The 18380-nt window shown below is 62.7% G+C and carries 18 protein-coding genes and 2 pseudogenes; 11 read left to right on the top strand and 9 right to left on the bottom strand.

Features of this window, described 5'->3' with window-relative positions:
- The first annotated feature begins 18 nt into the window (after positions 1–18).
- Positions 19–2178 carry a hypothetical protein gene (locus J2739_RS27290; protein ID WP_309907587.1) on the top strand — a complete coding sequence of 720 codons (2160 nt, stop codon included), beginning with the start codon at positions 19–21 and terminating at the stop codon, positions 2176–2178.
- Positions 2179–2197: 19 nt separating this feature from the next.
- On the opposite strand, the gene J2739_RS27285 is transcribed toward J2739_RS27290, so the two are convergent.
- Together J2739_RS27285 and J2739_RS27280 are read right to left on the bottom strand one after the other, a co-directional pair.
- The gene (locus J2739_RS27285) at positions 2198–2872 is read right to left on the bottom strand and encodes a glutathione S-transferase family protein (RefSeq protein ID WP_309907585.1); all 675 of its coding nucleotides are present in this window, start codon (positions 2870–2872) and stop codon (positions 2198–2200) included.
- Positions 2873–2950: 78 nt separating this feature from the next.
- Positions 2951–4063, bottom strand: a complete 1113-nt coding sequence (locus J2739_RS27280; RefSeq protein WP_309907583.1) for a substrate-binding protein — start codon at positions 4061–4063, stop codon at positions 2951–2953.
- 196 nt (positions 4064–4259) lie between these two features.
- Between J2739_RS27280 and J2739_RS27275 the strand changes: the two genes are divergently transcribed.
- A complete protein-coding gene (locus J2739_RS27275; protein WP_309907581.1) occupies positions 4260–6050 on the top strand; it encodes a winged helix-turn-helix domain-containing tetratricopeptide repeat protein in 1791 nt (596 codons plus the stop codon).
- Between the two features lie 279 nt (positions 6051–6329).
- Here the strand turns inward: J2739_RS27275 and J2739_RS27270 are convergent, their stop codons facing one another.
- Entirely contained in the window at positions 6330–6692 is a 363-nt protein-coding gene (locus J2739_RS27270) for a winged helix-turn-helix transcriptional regulator (protein WP_309907579.1), read from the bottom strand.
- A gap of 142 nt (positions 6693–6834) precedes the next feature.
- Between J2739_RS27270 and J2739_RS27265 the strand changes: the two genes are divergently transcribed.
- The 3 genes and pseudogenes from J2739_RS27265 (at position 6835) to J2739_RS27260 (ending at position 8500) form a co-directional block, all read left to right on the top strand.
- Positions 6835–7086: a type II toxin-antitoxin system ParD family antitoxin gene (locus tag J2739_RS27265; RefSeq protein ID WP_309907577.1), complete on the top strand. Its 252-nt coding sequence runs from the start codon at positions 6835–6837 to the stop codon at positions 7084–7086.
- Between the two features lie 480 nt (positions 7087–7566).
- Positions 7567–7698: pseudogene (locus tag J2739_RS27965) on the top strand (GntR family transcriptional regulator); the annotation flags it as partial.
- A gap of 16 nt (positions 7699–7714) precedes the next feature.
- Positions 7715–8500 carry a GntR family transcriptional regulator gene (locus J2739_RS27260; protein ID WP_309907575.1) on the top strand — a complete coding sequence of 262 codons (786 nt, stop codon included), beginning with the start codon at positions 7715–7717 and terminating at the stop codon, positions 8498–8500.
- A gap of 178 nt (positions 8501–8678) precedes the next feature.
- Here J2739_RS27260 and J2739_RS27255 read toward each other — a convergent pair whose 3' ends face one another.
- Positions 8679–8843, bottom strand: coding sequence for a hypothetical protein (locus tag J2739_RS27255; RefSeq protein ID WP_309907573.1), 165 nt, complete (start codon positions 8841–8843; stop codon positions 8679–8681).
- A 538-nt stretch (positions 8844–9381) separates the two neighbouring features.
- On the opposite strand from J2739_RS27255, the gene J2739_RS27250 reads away from it, so the two are divergent.
- Together J2739_RS27250 and J2739_RS27245 are read left to right on the top strand one after the other, a co-directional pair.
- Positions 9382–9903: a hypothetical protein gene (locus J2739_RS27250; protein ID WP_309907571.1), complete on the top strand. Its 522-nt coding sequence runs from the start codon at positions 9382–9384 to the stop codon at positions 9901–9903.
- Positions 9904–10209: 306 nt separating this feature from the next.
- On the top strand, positions 10210–10638 hold the full coding sequence (locus J2739_RS27245) for a DUF4158 domain-containing protein (RefSeq protein WP_309907569.1): 429 nt from the start codon (positions 10210–10212) through the stop codon (positions 10636–10638).
- 450 nt (positions 10639–11088) lie between these two features.
- Here the strand turns inward: J2739_RS27245 and J2739_RS27240 are convergent, their stop codons facing one another.
- Both J2739_RS27240 and J2739_RS27235 read right to left on the bottom strand, forming a co-directional pair.
- The gene (locus tag J2739_RS27240; protein ID WP_309907604.1) at positions 11089–11514 is read right to left on the bottom strand and encodes a DUF2231 domain-containing protein; all 426 of its coding nucleotides are present in this window, start codon (positions 11512–11514) and stop codon (positions 11089–11091) included.
- Between the two features lie 15 nt (positions 11515–11529).
- Entirely contained in the window at positions 11530–12102 is a 573-nt protein-coding gene (locus tag J2739_RS27235) for a DUF2935 domain-containing protein (RefSeq protein WP_309907567.1), read from the bottom strand.
- Positions 12103–12763: 661 nt separating this feature from the next.
- Between J2739_RS27235 and J2739_RS27230 the strand changes: the two genes are divergently transcribed.
- Positions 12764–13645: a class I SAM-dependent methyltransferase gene (locus tag J2739_RS27230; protein WP_309907565.1), complete on the top strand. Its 882-nt coding sequence runs from the start codon at positions 12764–12766 to the stop codon at positions 13643–13645.
- An 855-nt stretch (positions 13646–14500) separates the two neighbouring features.
- Here J2739_RS27230 and J2739_RS27225 read toward each other — a convergent pair.
- Entirely contained in the window at positions 14501–15604 is a 1104-nt protein-coding gene (locus J2739_RS27225; protein WP_309907563.1) for an acyltransferase family protein, read from the bottom strand.
- Between the two features lie 965 nt (positions 15605–16569).
- On the opposite strand from J2739_RS27225, the gene J2739_RS27220 reads away from it, so the two are divergent.
- Positions 16570–16731, top strand: coding sequence for a hypothetical protein (locus J2739_RS27220; protein WP_309907562.1), 162 nt, complete (start codon positions 16570–16572; stop codon positions 16729–16731).
- Between the two features lie 59 nt (positions 16732–16790).
- Here the strand turns inward: J2739_RS27220 and J2739_RS27215 are convergent, their stop codons facing one another.
- Entirely contained in the window at positions 16791–17162 is a 372-nt protein-coding gene (locus J2739_RS27215) for a DUF2493 domain-containing protein (RefSeq protein ID WP_309907560.1), read from the bottom strand.
- A gap of 77 nt (positions 17163–17239) precedes the next feature.
- Positions 17240–17416, bottom strand: coding sequence for a hypothetical protein (locus J2739_RS27210; protein ID WP_309907558.1), 177 nt, complete (start codon positions 17414–17416; stop codon positions 17240–17242).
- Positions 17417–17673: 257 nt separating this feature from the next.
- Between J2739_RS27210 and J2739_RS27205 the strand changes: the two are divergent.
- Positions 17674–17834: pseudogene (locus J2739_RS27205) on the top strand (transposase); the annotation flags it as partial.
- A 331-nt stretch (positions 17835–18165) separates the two neighbouring features.
- Positions 18166–18380 (top strand): hypothetical protein (locus J2739_RS27200; RefSeq protein WP_309907556.1); only part of this gene is annotated, 215 nt, incomplete at its 3' end.

The raw sequence follows: 18380 nt of genomic DNA, 5'->3' as shown, positions 1-18380 counted from the left end.
CGATCGAGGGGCCCAAGCATGCCCACTCCCGCAACTGGCCCATCCTCAAACGCGATCCGCGCGTTGCTGTTGTGCGACCTGGTCGCCAGCACTCACCTCGTCGAGTGCCTGGGCGACGCCGCTGCGGCCGAGCTGATGGCACGCCATGACCGCATCGCGCGTGACCTGCTCGCTGCCCACGGCGGCCGCGAGATCGACAAGAGCGACGGGTTCCTGCTGCTGTTCGAACGGCCGGTCGAGGCGGTGCGCTTCGCGCTTGCCTACCAGGCGCAGTTGCTCGAACTCGGCGCCCAATCGAAGACCGCGCTCGCCTCGCGCGTGGGCATTCATCTCGGCGAGGTGGTGCTGCGCGAGAACCCGGCCGCCGACGTCGCGCGAGGCGCCAAGCCGCTGGAGGTCGAGGGCCTGGCCAAGGCCATCGCCGCGCGCGTGATGTCGCTCGCCGGCCAGGGGCGCATCCTGATGACGCGCACGGCCTACGACTTTGCGCGCCGGGGTGCGGTGGGCCATGCCGACGAGGCAGCGCTGCGCTGGGCCGTGCACGGGTCGTACCGGATGGCCGGTGTCGACGACCCGGTGGAAGTCTGCGAAGTGGCGGCCGCCGGCGCTGAAGCGCTGACGCCGCCTCCGAGCGCGGAAAAGGCGCAGCGCGTGGCCCAGGCGACCATATCGTCGACGTCCGCCGCGCCGGCCGCCGGACCGCTGCTCGCCGTGCTCGCGTTCGACAACTTGTCCAACGATCCCGAGATGCAGTTCTTCTCCGATGGCGTCAGCGAGGAAATCATTCAGCGCGTATCGCGTGGCAGCCAGCTCAAGGTGATCGGCCGCACGTCGAGCTTCCAGTTCCGCGGCGATCGCAAGGCCGAAGCGGCGAACGCCTTGCATTGCACCCACGTGCTCGACGGCTCGATCCGCCGGGCAGCGGCCCGCGTGCGGGTCAGCGCGCACCTGATGGAGGCCGCCTCACAAACTACGCTGTGGTCCGAACGCTTCGAGCGCGGGCTGGAAGACATCTTCGCCGTGCAGGACGAGATCTCCGAGAACATCGCCCACGCGCTCGATCAGGCCTTCGCCAGCGCGCCGGCCCCGACAGTGGAACCGGCGGTGTACGACCTCTACCTCCGATCGAGGCCCAAGGGCTACGCGCCTGACGAGCTGCGCACCCATGTTGGTGTCCTGGAGCTGGTGACCACGCGCGCACCGCAGTTTGCCGCGGCATGGGGGCGACTGGCCTACCTGCGTGCCTTCTTGCGCTTTTACCAGCCGTTCGCCGAGCGCGCAGCCTGCGCGGCGCAGGTGAACAGCGAAGCCGAGCGCGCGCTGTCGCTCGATGCACAGAACCTCGACGCGATGGCAGCGCAGTACTTCGTGATCGCGCCGTTCGGGCACTTCGTTGAGGCTGATGCCGCGCTCGATCGTCTGCGCCGCGCACCCGGTACCGGCGACGGGCAGCGCTACATCGGCTGGGGCCTGCGCCACTTCGGCTGGATGCGTGAGGCGCTGACGGCCACCGAGCAGGCCTACCGGCTCGATGTGCTGGACCCGATGTCGGCCAACCTCCTCGCCCTCGCTCGCATGGCGGCCGGCGATATCGCCGATGCGATTCCCATGTTCGAGGAACTGGTGGAGCGCATGCCCACGATGAGCTTTCCGGTAGCGAGCCTGCTGCGTGCCCACGCCTTCCAGCACGACTGGGCCGCGGTGGACCGGCTGCTCGCGCTGGCTGGGCAGCGCCAGTTGCGCGAGTTCCAGGATGGGCTGCCGTTCATCCGCGCCAAGCGCGACCCCTCGCCCGCGCACATCGGTGCGTGGCGCGAGGAGCTCCAAGCGCATGTCCGCAAGACGGGCTGGATCGACGTGTCACGCCTCGTGTACGCGGCCCACCTGGGCCTGGTGGACGAGGCTTACGCCGCTGCCGCCGCCGCACGCCTGGGGCCGGCCGGCGATGCCGACGACATCATGGGGCCCGACGGCTACCGCACTGCGCTGCTGTTCCAGGCCAGCATGCCTGAACTGCGCAACGATCGGCGTTTCGCACCGTTGTGCGCGCGGCTCGGACTCGTCGAGTTCTGGCTGGGCAGCGGCAAGTGGCCCGACTGCGCGAGTGAAGTGCCCTACGACTTCCACCGCGCATGCGAGCAGGCACGGGCCGTGCCGAAAGAAGACTTCGGCTTCTGAGCGCCCGCGCCACGACGCTTCACACGGTCACGAACGACTCACCCTTGTGCGCGGCGGTGACCCCGTCGAGCGTGGCGTTCACCGACTTCCAGCTCTTCAGCGCCTTGATGCGCGCCAGCCAGCCCTGTACATACGGATAAGCCGCGAATTCACAGCCGATCACCTCGCCCAAGGTGAGCAGTCCGGCGCCGAAATGGTCGGCGATGCTGATTGCATCGCCGCACACGTAGTTGTGCCCGGGGCCGAGGATGTGGTCGTTCAGGACTTGCAGCCACACCTTCGAGCGCTCCTGACCCCACTGCACCGTGCCGGCCTGCGCCTCGTCGCTGCGCCGCTTGTGCTGCGGCAGCAGCTGGGCGAACACCAGGCCGAAGCAGTAATCGCGGCTCAGCTGGGTGTTGAACCAGTCCATGCGCTCGTTGACCCGGGCCCGCTGCTGCAGGCCCTTGGGGTATAGCGGCGAGTCGAACTTGTCGGCCAGGTATTTCAGGATCGCCGAGCTTTCTGTAAGCCGGAAATCATCGTCCTCCAGCATCGGCACCAGTGCATTCGGGTTGAGCGCACGATATGCAGGCTGCAGGTGCTCGCCTTTGAAGATGTCGACCAGCTTCAGGTCGAGATCGATACCGCTCTCCGCAGCGAAGAGCAGCACAGGCCGGCTCGCGGTGGAAGCGGGGTGGTAGTAGAGCTTCATTTCAGGTCTCCTGCTTCATCAGACAACCTCCGTGCTGCGCACTGCGGTGCGAGCCCCTTCGGAGCGGCCAAGCGTGGCTCATTGCGCGCTCTGCACGCGCTCGTTGGGATCGATCACGCCGAGGTTCTCGATGACCTTCATCTGCCCCGCCTGCACTTGGCCGACGTACATGGTAAGGCGCAGGTGATGCTGGCCGGGCACCATTTCGGCGGCCCCGCCCGGTCCTTCGGCGATGCGCGCGTGGTCGAGCGCGCGGATCACCGCCGCCTGATCCAGCGTGCCGGCCTCCCGCACAGCCGCCTCCCAGAGTTTCAGCCCGCGATACAGCCCTGTGCAGGCGCTGCCGGCGGTGAACTTGGCGCTGCCCGGAAATCGCTCGTCGTAGCGGCGCAGCAGCGCCGTGCTGAACGGGTCGCTCACGGCCTGGTAGTAGTCCAGGCAGCTGTAGAGCCCCTCGACATGCTCGGCCGGCAGCAGGCTCGCAAGGTTCTCCTCGAAGTAGGGGCAGACGATCAGGCCGCCGCGCTTCGTGAAGCCGGCCTCGTACAGCTGCTGCAGGAACGGCGCCACGCCGGGCGGCACCGTGGTGTTGAAGACGACCTGCGCCTCGCTGGACATGATCTTGTCGACCGTGCTGCGGTAGTCCGCATGATCGACGGGGAAATACTCCTCGCCGAGAATCGAGCCGCCGTGCGCGGTGACTGCGGCACGCACCCGCTTGTTCATCACGCGCGGCCAGATGTAGTCGGCCGACGGGAGGTAGAACCTGCGAGCTTCAGTGTGCTTCATCAACCAGGGGATCAGCGGATCGACCTGTTGTGCCGGCACGGGGCCGGTGCAGAAGATGAGCGGATCGCTCTCCTCGCCCTCGTACTGCTCCGGGTAGATGTAGAGCTTCTTGCCCTGCACGACGGCCGAGCCCTTGATTGCCTGCCGGGTGGAGCTGTAGATGCCGCCGAAGATCACTTCCACGCGATCGCCCTTGACCAGCTTGGTGGCCTTGGCGGCGGCCACCTTGTCGTCGGTGGCGCTGTCTTCGGCAATCAGCTCGATCTGCCGCCCGAGCAGGCCGCCGCCGGCGTTGATCTCGTCGACCACCAGGCGGGCCAGGTTGGCGTTGGCAATGCCGAGGAAGGACAGTGCGCCGGTCTGGTCGGTGACGAGGCCGATCTTGATGGATGCTTGGCTCACGATGGGATCTCCTGGCGGATGGTGGATGGTGGATGGTCTTTGCCCCCCGAGGGGTGCAGGCACTGTGCGCGCCGGGGGGCTGCCGCGTCCTTAAGCGATGTGAAACGTTGCTAAGGCCACCCGCGTGGCCCGACAATTGGGGCTGACAAGCAAGAGAGGCGCTCAGGTCTTGATCTTCAAGGCGAAGGGGTTCGAAGTGCGGCCGGCCGAGCGCCGCCTGCTGGCCCATGGCCAGCCGGTCTCGCTCGGTGGACGCGCGTTCGACCTGCTGCTGGCGCTGATCGAGCTGCGCGACCGCGTGGTCGCCAAGGACGAGCTGCTGGCGCGGGTCTGGCCTGGCACGGTCGTCGAGGAGAACAACCTCACCGTGCAGATTTCGTCGCTACGCAAGGTTTTCGGGCCGGATGCCATCGCCACCGTGGCGGGGCGAGGCTACCGGTTCACGCTGCCTTTGCTGGACGACGACACTTCCGCCTCACTGACCGAACGGTCATCTCCGCGCGAGCGCCCCGTGATCGCCGTGCTCGCCTTCGACAACCTGTCGAACGAGGCCGAGATGCAGTTCTTCTCCGACGGCGTCAGCGAGGAGATTATCCAGCGGCTGGCGCGTGGCACCCAGCTGCGGGTGATCAGTCGCACCACGAGTTTCCAGTTCCGTGGCGAACGAAAGGCCGAGGCGGCGCAACGCCTGAACTGCGCCTACGTGCTCGACGGCTCCATTCGCCGCGCGGACGGCCAGGTACGCATCAGCGCCCACCTGATGGAGGCCGCGTCTGGCACGACGCTGTGGTCCGACCACTATGACCGTGCGCTGGAAGGCATCTTCGAGGTCCAGGACGACATCGCCGAAAGCATCGCGCGCGCGCTCGACCAGGGCTTCTTCGGTGTTGCCACGCGTGCAGTGGATCCTGCGGTCTATGACCTCTACCTGCGATCCAGCCCCAAGTCCTATGCCCCGGACGAGCTGCGCACCAGCGTTGGCGTACTCGAGGTGGTGACGCAGCGCGCACCGAATTTCGCCGAGGCCTGGGGGAGGCTCGCCTACGTGCGCAGCTTTCTGCACATGTACCTGCCATTCGCCGAGCGTGCAGCCAGCACCGGGCACGTGGTTCGCGAGGCCTCGCACGCGCTGGCGCTTGACGCGCAGAACAACGACGCCCTCGTCGCACGATGCTTCGTGATGCCGCCCTTCGGCCGGTTCGTCGAGGCGGAGGACTTCCTCGAGCGGCTGCGCCAGGCGCCCGGCTCGGGCGCCGGCCGGCGCTACATCAGCTGGCTGCTGCGCCTGACCGGCCGCCTGCGTGCGAGCCTCGACGAGGCCGAACGCATCTACCGCCTGGACATGCTCGATCCGATGTCGGCCAACCTGGTGGCGCTAGCCCGCATGGCCACGGGGCAGGTCGCCGAAGCGGTGCCCGTTTATGAAGACCTCGTGGCGCGCATCCCCGAGATGAGCTTTCCGATCTCGAGCTTGCTGCGCGCCCATGCCTTCCTGCAGGACTGGGCGGCGGTCGATCGCCTGCTTGCGCTCGCGGCCACGCGCCCGCTGCGCGAGTTCCAGGACACCATCCCCTTCGTCCGCGCCAAGCGCGATCCGACGCTTGAGCACATTGGTGCCTGGCGCAGCGAGTTCGAGGCGCACGTCATGATCACCGGCGGTGTGGACGTGGCGCGCCTGGTCTACGCCGCGCACCTGGGCTTGGTCGACGAGGCCTTCCGTGCTGCCGAGGTCGCCCGCCTGGGCCCTGTGGGTGCCAGCACCGACATCATGGGTCCTGACGGCTACCGCACCGCGCTGCTGTTCCAGGCCAGTATGCCCGAGTTGCGCAACGACCCACGCTTCCCGCGCCTGTGCGCACGACTGGGGCTGGTGGAGTTTTGGCTCGCCAGCGGCCAGTGGCCGGATTGCGCGAACGAGGTGCCCTACGATTTTCGGCAACAGTGTGAGTGGGCGAAGGGTGTGCCTGGGGAGATTTTCGGGTTTTGACGATGCAACGACGTGGTTCCGGCGCGCGCTACTGCCCGTTCGCACTGACTTGTCATGCCTGGCTCTATTCTCATCCACTTGGAAGACCGCGCGCCCGTCGCCCAGTTCGACCAACTCGCAGTCGAAGGTATCTGCCATGTACGGGTGGGGCAACCCGCCCTCGCGCAACCGGAGCTGCGCCACCTGCTGCTGCGAAGCGTGCAAGGTGGCTTCGACCGTGTTGTCTTCTATCATGGGGGACTCGGCTGATGGAGGGGATCGAGAGCCAGCGCAAGGTCGTCATTTCGGCGCCAGCACGCGAAACGGGCGAGTCCCGAGCTCCGCGTCCGTCGACGCGTCGATCGCCACCGGCTCGATGTCGGTGCCGGTCTCGGCATCCAGGTAGCGCGCCAGCTGCCTTTGCCGCGGTACTTCCGGTCCCAGGGCGCCGCTCATGAAGAGCACCGGCAGGTAGGCGCGTCCGGCCTCGGTCAACAGGTACTCCTCGCGCGGCGGGCGCTCCAAGTACAGTCGCTTCTCGAGCAGCCTCTCCTGCGTCAGCGTCGCGAGGCGCTTGGTCAGCATGGTGGGGGCGATGCCCAGGCTCTTGCGGAACTGGTCGAAGCGGGTCAGCCCGACGGCCGCATCGCGAAGGATCAGCATCGTCGCCGTTAGTAGGCCAGCAGGTCAGATCGCCGTCGTCCGGCATTTCGCGCACGTTCAGATGCGGCCGGCCGTCCGCGAAGTGCTCGTGCGTGTGCTCGGCCAAGTCGACAACGGTTGTCAACTCGCGCAAGATGGCGCCATGAGCCGCCAAACCATGAGCTTTGCCTTGCCGGAGTCGATGCGGGAGTACATCGACAACAGGGTTGCCGCAGGCAACTACGGCAACACGCGTGAGTACATCTGCGACCTGGTCCGCCGGGATCAGGAGGAGCAGGCCAAGAAGCGGCTCCGCGACCTCATCGAGGAAGGGCTGGCATCCGGGCCCGGCCGGCGTCGCACTAAGGCGGACGAGAAGGAACTGCTGGCGATCGCTCGCGGCGAGATCGTTTGAAGCGGGCGGAACTGCGTCCTCAGGCGCTGCGCGATCAGCAGGGCGAGGTACGCTACTACCGCAACGAGGATGGCAGCCGCGTAGCGGTGAAGGCGGCCAAGGCAACCAAACGCAGCGCTTGACCAGATCGAACTAGACCCCGGCATCGGCTCGCCGACGCTCGGAAAGCGCCTGGGCATTCCAGGTCTTCGAACCTGGCGGGTCGCGAAGTTCCCGCTGCTCTGTGCTACTTCGAGTGCGCAGACCACCTGGATGTAGTCCGACTGATGGGCGAGCGCCAGGACACAGAGGCGATCTTGGGCGACGAGTTCGCCGCGGACTGAAGGCGCCCGGATCGGGGTAATCGTATTTCTGTATAGATTGATACGCTTGCATCCCGGGCGCCCATCAAGCGCCGGCACCTCCGAGCTGTCGCGGCTTCGTCCCCTGGCCGTAGCTAGCGTAAATTTGCCGTCCTCCCGGAAAGGCTTGGACTGCGCCATGACCTTCGCACATCGCTATGTCGGCGGTCACCTGCAGCCAGAACGCAAGCTGCTGACGCACGAGCTGCGGCAGCGCCATGCATCGGGTGCGAGCCCGCTGCGCGAGGCGCTCAGTCGACTCGCCACCGAAGGGTTGGTGGTTGGTGGTGCACAACGAGCAGCGCGGCTTCGTAGTCGCGGACGCCTCTGCCGAGCAGCTGCAAGACCTGGTGCGCACGCGCATTGCCATCGAATCGACTGCGTTGGCGCAGGCGTTCACGAACCCGGCAGCGGATCGGGAAGAAAACCTCGTGCTGGCCTTTCATCGTCTGTCGCGCGCGCCACGCTCGCTTCACGAGGACCGCTACGAAGAGAACCCGCAGCGGGAGCGCCTGCATCGCGCCTTTCATTTCACTCTACTGCAGGGCTGCGGTTCGACGCTGCTGCTGGGCTCCTGCGAGCAGCGCTACGACCTGGCGTACCGCTACCGCCAGCTCGCCGCACGCAGCGCCCACAAGCAGCGCCACGAGTTCAATGAGCATCGCGCCATGTTCGATGCCGTCATGGCGCGCCGGCTTGAGGAGGCGCAGCGGCTCATCGCGGCGCACTATGAGCGCACCGCGAAACTATTCAGTGCCCGGGCGCTAAGAAGCTGTCTTTTCGCTATGTGGGCCGACCACGAAGATCTCGCGGCGCGCGCCGTGTGCTCGACGCCCTCCGGATTGGGCCGCCAGCGCTGTGGCGCCATCTGGGCAGTGAGTTTGACATCGATGCCACTTAGGATGCAGACACGCTCGGCAATAACCATGACCATGTCAATTTGCCAAAAAAATACGATTACCCCATGTACTGGCTTACAACATGAAGAGAGTCATTGCGATCCTGGGAATAGCCAGAACGATGAAGGCGATGAGATTGATGAGGGCGTGAGCCCTTCACGCCTCTTCAAATGATTGATCAAAGGAGGTCAAGTGATCATTGACTCGCAATGAACACTGGATATGCTGCTCGCAGCGCCGTGGCCGCATTCGACTCATGTCCTGCGTACTGGAGAGCCTGAGCGTTTGCACACGACTTCGGCCGGAATCTGCCCTTGTTAGGCGCGGACGTAGAATTGAGCCGGCGTGCGCCTTAACGTGCCTGCGCGCGCGTCAGCAGGTAGTCCTGACGAAGGATATTTTCAGAGTAGTACGGGGCGACCATGGCAGCGAACTCGGCCCGGAGGACGGCGAGTTTCTCTGCCTCGGTCGCGATGCTCTCGACCAGCTTTTGCGTCGGACCGACGGAGCGTTCCATGAAAAGTCGGTAGTGCTCGATGCTGAGCGCTGGAAAGGCCATCGTGCTGCGCTCGAAAAAGGGGGCGTCGAAGTGTGCGCCCAGGCGGCGAAGTTTTCGAAGAAGGGCTGCTCCTTGTTCTTCTGGATCAACCCGGTGGCCAGCGGCTGGCGATGCGACTGCATCCTCAAGAAGGAGACGAGCCAGGCAGCGCGAAAGAGCATATTGCCGAGCAGTGCTGCTCGCGAAGACAATTCTGTCGCGCTCTCCACGTCGCGGAAACGTTGCCCGTCTCGGCCGACGTAGCCTGGGCTCAACGAAGGGTTGCCGAACTCGGCTCATTGTGGCCACGCGCACGGTCACTGCCAACAGGAGCGCTCCTATGGTTCCAGGCTGCCAAGCGTCGCGCCCGCGGCTTCGTGCGCCTGTCCCCTATCAAGACGGTCATCTTCCTGACCGCCGGCAAGCTTCACTTCCAAGCCATCAACCCTCACGCTGGGCAACCCGCTTGATTTTCAACAGAGCCACAATTATTCAGGCCGCCTAAGAACCACATTCAGTGAAAACGCTTCTGATGAGATTCTCACCGACCGCTCGCCTCGCCAGCCTTGCCATTTGCCTCTTTGGCCTGTTGGACGCGCCGGACACCCGCGCAGAAGAATCGAACCTGATCCCGACCGATTCCGCGTGGGAGGTCACCCTTTCGCCCTATGGGTATCACTTCCACAGCGACCCGATGCACAAGCCCGTATGGCTCATCGGACTGGAACGTCAGAGCGCCGACGGCTGGCTTTGGGGCGGCGCCTATTTCATCAATTCCTTTGGGCAGAAGTCGGGCGCCGTCTATGTCGGCTACGTGTGGAACAACTTGTTCAACGTGCAGATGCTCTATGCCAAGCTGGTGGGCGGCCTCATGTATGGCTACGTGGCACCCTATCAAGACAAGGTTCCGTTCAACCACAACGGGTATTCGCCCATGGTCGTGCCGGCCCTTGGCTACCGCTTGACGCACAAAGACGCGCTGCAGGTCTCGCTGCTGGGCACGGCAGGCTTGCTGTTCTCCTACAACCGCCGCTTCTGATCGCCGAGCAACGCGACCAAAGGAGTTTCATTGCTCTAACGCCGGGCGGTATTTCATTTCATCGGAAGTGTCTATGTCGGCAGAACGGCTGGTCAAGCCGTACCCGCGGCCCTCAAAGTTTGAGGTTGCGATGAGCACTGGTCGGGTGATCTCGGTTTTGGATTTGTTTTCGGTGTCAAAACTGACGGTTCGCATCCCCAGCAACGGCGCGGGTTCAGTTCGCTAAGTTGTTGATTTCGCAAGCATTGCTGTTCGCTTCGCCGCGGCGTATCGTCACCGGCCCCCGAACTGCGAAGGAGCGCGGCAATGCAAGGCTGGCAGACGTCCTCTCTGGGCCTGCGCGACATGCCGGGCGAGATCAGCGAGTTCGAGCTGCAGGCCTTTTTCAGTTTCAGCCGCGCCGAACTCGAACTTATCGCGCGGCGGCGCAGCGACAGCCTCGAGCTGGACTTGGCGCTGCACATTGGCTTCGTCCGCGTGACCGGACGGCCACTGAACAGCGTGCGCGCCGTGCCCCCTGCCCTGCTTCGCCACCTTGGCCGAGAACTGGACATTTCCGCGCCTGATCTGGTGTCGCTGCGCGCGCTGTACGCCCGCGGGGGCACCCTGTTCGATCACCAGCAGCAAGCCTGTGAATGCCTGGGCTTCAAATGGATGACCGAGCACCAGCGCCGCGGCCTGGTGACGGTTTTGCGCGATGAGGTCGCGCACTGCTCCAATCGCGAGCGACTCTAGGTACTTGCCAGGCAGTGGCTCTACGACCATCGCCTGCTCATCGTGCACGACCGAGTGATCCGCGCCATGGTGGCGGCCGCACTGGTCGAACTCGAACCATCTGCTGGCCAGGCCGTCATGACGACGGTGCCTGCTAACTGGACCTCGGCGCTCAATACACCGCGCCCGGACGATGTGCATCGCCAGAGCTGGCTGTGGAGCGCGCCGGCAAGGCATTCCACGCGCCAGATCACCGAGGTCCTGGAACGCCTCGCGTTCCTGGTCGATCTTGGCCTCGATCGGCATCTGGGCGATCTCAAAGACGTGCTGGTGCGCCGCTACGCCCGGCGTTCTGCGACAGCGGCGCCAAGGCGACGGCCTGGGAGGTCACCGGCAAGCGCGTGCCCGCGGAGTTCTTCGCGCAGCATCCGTTGCGCGAGCTGGAGGCGATGGATGCGTTCGTTGCGCCGACTAGCTGTCCGTGCTCGCGGCCGTATCCGACGCGTGCACCGCGACACCGGCTTCGTACACCATCTTGCCGCCGAGCCAACCGGAGACGAGCAGCAGGGCGATGGCGATGACCGACAGCCACAGCGAGACACTGGGCGAGACCGAAGCGTGATAGCGCGTCCAGGCATTGACAACGTACAGCACCACGACCACGAGGTTGATCGACATGTGCTTGATCGCGATGCTCTTGATGGGCGGATCTCGCAGCGACAGCAAGTCAACCAGCCCGAAGACCGCGGCGGCCAGCGCGCCGATGATGCCCCCGACCATCGTATACAGCGCCGCGGCGTGCCACGTATCGGCCGCGCCAGAGCGCAGCGCGATGAAATCGGCCGCGAGCGAGAAGACCCACATGCCGATCGGCAGCGTCACGAGCATGGGGTGGATCGGATGACCGGCAATCTAGGCGGGTGTGCGCATGATGTCCCTGCTTTCTACGCGGCTTGCGTTCGTTTGAGCTCGTGGATGAACTTGACAGCCTCGCGCCGCACGTGCGAGGCGAGTGGGCGAGATGATGGGCTTGATCTTCCCGTCGTAAATCCCCTTTTCGCCGACTGTCTTGAAATCGAGAATCTCGTTGGCGGCTTTCATCACATGGTCGCCGCGCACGTGGCGGAAGTTCTCGTTGCGGAACGATGTCTCAAGCTTGTTGGCTTGGGAGATCAACAGTTTTTCGTCCGGGTCGAGCAGGTGCGAGATGAAGGCCGAGTGTTCGCCCATAGTCTTGCTCCAGAAGTCGACGACCTCGGTGCGGTCGAACTCGATGCTGCCGCGGCTGTACATGTCAAGGCGTGTCGCGAAGCGGTCGGCTTCGCGCGCGGTGTGCTGGAAAAAGAGCGGCCACACTAGGCTGCGCATCTTGCCCGTGGCCTGCAGCTCGCGCATGTTGTGTTTGTAGTCGCTGATGCGCTTCACGAGATCGATGATGCTGCGATTGAACGCGACGTAGTTGTCGGCACGGATGCCGCGCGCCATCTCGAGTTGCCGCGCAAACAGGCGCTAGAACTCCTCGGCTTGGCGCCGCGGCGCGTCGAGGTCGGGTCCCGGCATTAGCTGCACGAAGAACATCGAGTGCTCCATCATGATGTCGTTCCAAAACAGGTTGTCCGCGGTCGTCAAGCACTACATATCCTGCGGCGAGCTGGCGGTCCTGGCGAGAGGATCTGGATGAATGGCGGCTTCCGGAACTAGAACTTGAAAGTACGAACGACGGCAGCGGGCCGACTGTAGTCGGACTGGGATCGGGTGGCCGCAACGAGCCCTGAGCCGAACTTTGGCTTTCTCCAAAGCGGTTATCGGTCTTCAAAACCTCGATGGCGGCTTGTTGTTTGAGCTTGTGTCGGACTGTGCCGACTGACTGGCGTCGCGCTCTCCCAGCCTAGGGGCGCGCCTCTCTAAAAATTTTTCCACGCCCGTCGGATATGGGGCCGCCCCGGGGGCGCTTCGATGGCGACCTCCGGCCACGTAAGAAAAGAAGACAGCCGTGCGATTTTGTGCAAGGCGGTAGAAAGAGTAATTCAAAGGTCTACACTTCGGCGCGCTTGTGCTCACCTTGGCTTCCGCATTGCGGGGCGGGGCTTCGCATATCCGGCCGCCGCTCTGACTTTAGGGCGCGCGAATCGAGAGGGGGGAAACCATGGGCATTGGTTTGCACGAGTTCAATTTTTTGCGCTACGCCAAGCAGCAAAGAGTATTTGGCCAGACCGTCACCATCGGTAGGCAAGGTCTGCATGTGGCTGAATCGACTGTACGTAATGCGTTTGCAGTAAGGCCTGAATACAAAAATGCCAAATATTGCGAAGAACTTTTAAGAGATCAGTTTGGCGCCAGCCAAGTTGATTCTATTGATTTTTCCGCATACGAAGGGGCATCCATAATTCATGACATGAATTTTCCACTCCCTGAGCACGTTGTAGGACGCTACGAGACCGTCATAGACGGCGGGTGTCTAGAGCACATCTACAACGTCGCGCAGGCCCTGAGGAACTGCTCTGAGTTCTGCCGGCCTGGGGCGCAGATCTTGCACATGCTCCCTGCCAGCAACTGCTGCGGCCATGGCTTTTGGCAGTTCTCCCCGGAACTCTTCTTCTCGCTCTATTCTCATGAGCACGGATACACCGACACCGAAGTGTTCCTTGCGGATCTATCGAAGACATCCAAATTATTCCGCGTTAAGCGCCCCGAACCAGGCGAACGGATCAATGTACATTCCGCCTCCGAGGCCTATGTGCTTGTTAGAACGGTGTTGCGAGAACGCGCTTTTAGCCGTTCAGGCGTTCAGCAAAGTGACTACGCATTTGCATGGGCAAGCGGTGGGACTACGTCCGAACCTGCCGCCAAGCGGGAGCCCACAGGCACGATTGTCCGCGTTCTGAAGAGTTATCCCCTGTTGCACAAAATGGCAGCTTCGGCCTATCACCTTTATCGCCCTACTGATTTGAAGATGCAGTTGAATTTCCACAATCCCCATTTGGAAGAATTGAGCGTTTCGTCTTTGACTCGTCGCGGTATGCATTAACCCCGAAACTCTGACTGCTATTTTGCCGAGCTCTGCTCCTCCGTACTTGCGCAGCGGATTCTGAATTGAACGGGGAGTGAGCGAACTCGGCTTTTCAATGGAGCAAGTGCACGCCGCGATCACGCGGCCACAGAGATCAATACGCGACGTGCCGGTCACGGGCGACAGGGTCCGCCGAGGTCGCTGTCAGCACCTGGCGGCCTTGGCTAGGACTCGACGCCACGGGCTGTGGAGCGGTGATTTTTCGGTCCAATGACCAGGGAAAATCGTGGTGCAAGGTGCTTGCCGTGCGATCTGGAACTTCTGCGGTCAGTGGTACGGAACTCGAAAACACTGCGATGAGCTTAGGATTCATCGCGTTCTCAAGTGGAGGCTGGCGGCCAACGGCCGCTTCTAGCCGGCTTCACTCGCACGGCTGAAAGCGCTGGCACTCCGCAACGGCATGAATTGACGTCACCGTATTCTCGCCGTCGATGTGCTTAGTGGTGAACGTGACCCATGAACCTTCAGGAATATCAGCCAACAGCGAACGGTCGGGCAGCCTGAAGGTCTGCGTTGTGAAGGGAATCTTGGCCCGGGCAGCAGCTTCAATCGTACGTAGAGCTTGCCGTTGGGCTCCTCGTACGAGGACGTAAGTCGCGCCCGCGTGGATACCAGGGCCGGCTCGTTGCCTTGCGCAGCGGCTCCGCTCATCGCGATGACGCTCATCGCTGCCGCGATGGTTCTGCACAATGCTCTCGACACCATTGACTCCTTAAGGTATTGGTTATTGGCTACGACCGCCCTCATTCTGCTTTCCCTCTGAACGTCCGCAGTTGGCCCGCATTCTGCCTTCCAGAAAGCGAACGAAGCAGCTCAGTTCACGATTGACTCTGAAGGCGCCTTCAGCAGATCGGCGTCCCCGTCACCTGTGCGGGGTGACGAAGCCTCGACGATCGTATGAGTTTCGGCTCTGATTGCAGGAGCGGCACCGCGTATTGTTCGAATCGGGCGATCGATGAAGTGATAGGTCACCGCGGCCAGCATCACTGAGACCGCGGTTCCAGCCGCCAACGTCACAGGCCATGTGTGATGGTTCTCTCGGAGCCAGTACATCACCGGAACATGCCATAAGTAGATGCCATAGGAAATTCTGCCAATGTAGGCGACGGGCTTCCAAGAGAGGAGCCTCGATTCAATTTCAGAATGACCTGCGGTAAGCACTAAAGTCGCCGCACAAAGCTCGGCCACTGGCACGGCGATGGCGAGTCCGACGTGCCGTCCCCAGGTTGGCAGCGCAACGAGGGCTGCGAGCACCGTCAGAGAAGCGAAACCCGCATGTTTAGGCGGCGCTTTCCTTCGCATGAGGGCCAGCACGCAGCCCAGAATAATCCCGCTCGCCCTCGTGTCGAAGCGAAAATAGCTCGCATCCCAGCCTAAGACCGACGAGTTCAGGCTCCGCCATAGCGTGGCGAGCAAATAGACCAATACCATTGCCTGGATTGGCTTGCGCAGTCGCAGAACGAACGGCAAAAAAAGCGGCCAGAGCAAATAGAAATGCTCCTCCACAGCAAGGGACCACGTGTAGCTTAGAACGGCCGGGAATGTAAAGAATGCCTGGGCGTAATCGGTCAGGTAGACACCTGAGATCAGCACGTATTGCCAGGCAGGTGGCTTGGCTATCAAGTACGGTGCCGCTAGCGCAATGGCCGCCAGCAGCACCAGAAACGTGGGGTACAGCCTGAGGGCCCGGCGCCAATAGAAGTTCAGCAGTTTGATGTGGCCACGCTCTGCCAGCTCGTGTGCCAGAATTTTTGTAATCAAAAAGCCTGACAGCACGAAGAAAACGTCGACGCCGACGTATCCGCCATTGGCCCGAGGTGCCGTGCTGTGAAATGCCAGAACCATCCCGATTGCAACGGCACGAATGCCATCCAACGCCGGAATGTATGCAATTTTCACCTGCGGGTCGTTTTCCACGGCGCTGTCAGTTATTGCTGTTGCTCTCCCCGACGACTTTGGGTGTCTCAGGCGCTGCCGCTGGGCCGTTGCAATTTGGCTCCGGCGAGGCCGTCTTAATCGGTGCTCTGCGATAGCGAGCTTTCCAAACACGGCATCCGTGGGCCCAGTCCACTCGAGGTGCCTTCGAAAGGCACAAACGATGCGATCCTGCATCGCTTCCCTGATTCTTATAGAGATGGCTGCCTGTTTCAGCTTGTAAGACAAAGGCTCGTGTCGCTGTCCAGTTGGTATTCGAGCGCTGACCTTTTAGGCGCCTCGAAAGCTTGAAAGCCTCCGTGTCACATAGAGTTGCGCGCTGCATTGCAGCCGTTCGGTGCTGACCAAAAACTGACGTTTGGCCCCAAGCGTGGCTCCTCTTCTAGACCCCTCTTCGCCAACTTCGATGCGTCCAGATCCGGGCAGCACGACTTCGGAAGTCTCATATCTTGATCGCCCCAGGAGGACGCCATCTGGGCTTCCGGATGTGCGGCCCGCAGACCTGACCTCCCGCTCCAGCTTGCGCACCTCGATTTTTGCCTAACCGTCGTGCAAGCCACCGGCCACCTTTCTGGTGCTATTGGCACCGCGGGCTTCTCAGCACGCACGGAAGCGCCCGGAGCCTTCTTTAAGAGGTGCGGGCTTGGTGCTCTTGGGGTAGCGGGTTTCCTGCCCAGGGCGATGAGGCCATCTGGCCGGGAGTGTTCCGTGGCGGCTCTGGGTCAGGCGAATCCTCGAGGGGGCTGGCGACTACGTGGTTGAACGACTCAGAACGGCCGAGATGGTATGGACGCCGCCCTTTTCGTTGACCCCTCGTCGAAGGTCCAGATCTGGCGAGGCGATAAGACCTGGCGCTCGCATATCCAACACCGTCGGATTTGACTGACAAGCACAAGTTGTTTCATGTGCAAAACTCGTTTACTTCTTCGATGACTTTGGAGGGCCTCGTGGAACTACTTGTCTACCTCGCCGAGGGATGCCTGGTCTTCGGCATCGCTTGGGTGCTCACAGTCTTCGACGAGGCAGCGCCCGTTCACCACCAGCTCATGGAGGGCGTGAAGCGGTCCGCCAAGTTGATCGATGCTATCTATGGCACTCCATTGCATTGAGGCGAAGGTCGGCGAATTGCCTGCAGACGAGTTCCTGACGAGCGGTGAAGGAAAGAGATTCAAGCAGGCCCTGACTGACCCGCGAGCCGCCAGGTCTTCAACACCGGCACGAGCGCCGCCGCGGCAATTGTGACCATGTGCGTGGTCCCGCGCCCACCTTTGAACGCGACAATGAGCTGCGGACGACCCTCCCGCAGCATTTGAGAGTTTCTGATGGGCACAGCACGGTCCTGATAGCGATCCCAGTCTGCGCGGTACGTAGCAACCTCGATACCTCGAGCTATAGCCCATCGGCGTGCGAGGATGTCCGCACCCGTCGTACCGCCTTCGATCAGGAGTGTGACGGGTTTGTGCGCATGAACCCGGTCGAGAGCATTCACAATGAATGCCCAGTCATCGTAGTAGCGTCCACCACAGACCAGTACTCTCATGCTGTCAGTTTATTCGGTCCATGAGCCTACCGGCGCACCGAACGGTGGCTTCGGAGAAGAGCGTACAGCCGCATTGTCTATTGACTTTGCACAAGGACGATGAGGTCCTTTGCACGATAACGCGCCAGCGCGGCCACGCCTTCGGCCATGCGTTTTTCCCAGGCATTGGCCATGTTTGGCAGGTGGCCACGCTCGTTTTTGAACTGCAAGGCTCGTTTTGCCAGTTCGCGGGCTTCGTCTTCAGCAATGCTCACCTTCTTTGGCGGCAATGCTGGCCTGCACCTGTCGCAGCGATTTCTCATAGCATCGCATAGGCGGTATCGAAGGGATGGATAGGGCGCGCCCAATGATGGGCCGAGGCGCGCACCTCCATCACAGCCATTCGCGGGCCCAGGCGCTTGATAGCCTGCGACAAGCTTGGGCGGCTGAGCTTGGAGCGATGAACAGCCACGCCACTGCTTGTCAAGCCGTGGAGCTGGAACACGCGCTTGGCGAGGTCATGAGGCCCAGCACCCGAGCAAAAGTCGAGCACCCGTTCCGTGGCATCAAGCAGCAGTTCGCTTCAGCAAGGTGCGCTATCGAGGGCTGGCGAAGAACACGGCGCAGCTCGTCACGCTTTTGGCGCTGTCGAACCTGTGGATGGCGCGGCGGCGGCTGATCGGGATGGAGGGGATGAATGCGTCTGTGAGGCCCGGATCGGGCTCACAAAACCTGTTTGATGGCTGCGCCGCGCGGCAAAACCGATGCCACGACAGCTCGATCGCGAGATATTCGGATGCATCGGCATCGCCTCATTATTCAATGGTCCGTGCTGCGCATGTTCTGCAGACCATCCTTAGCGCTTCCGCTTGCGCCGGTCTCCTGCTGCGCAGCCGCCACTGCAGAACCTGCGGCCGACTTTGAGATCCTGCTGTCCCCCGGCCACCTTCGCAGGACCCGCGACCGGGAGGCGTGGCTCGCGCTGATTGACATCGGCGCATGATCGGCTTGGCGGAGGCTGCGCATGGACCTGCAGCAGCATGCGGCAGATCCGCGGGCAGCACCGGCAACTGCTCTGGGTCACTTCACCAGCACGCTGATCGGGCTTTTGCTGCTGCCTCCTCAGACCCGCAATTCAATCGAGGTAGTCGAGAAAGTATGGTGTCACTTCCTGGAGGAATTCCATCTCCGCTGTATCGATGCAGCGCGGCTCCAGATCGAAATGAATGAAGGTGCCGT

The organism is Variovorax soli (assembly GCF_031454625.1).
GTDB classification, from domain to species: Bacteria; Pseudomonadota; Gammaproteobacteria; order Burkholderiales; family Burkholderiaceae_C; genus Variovorax; species Variovorax soli_A.
This window is presented reverse-complemented; position numbering and strand designations above follow the sequence as displayed.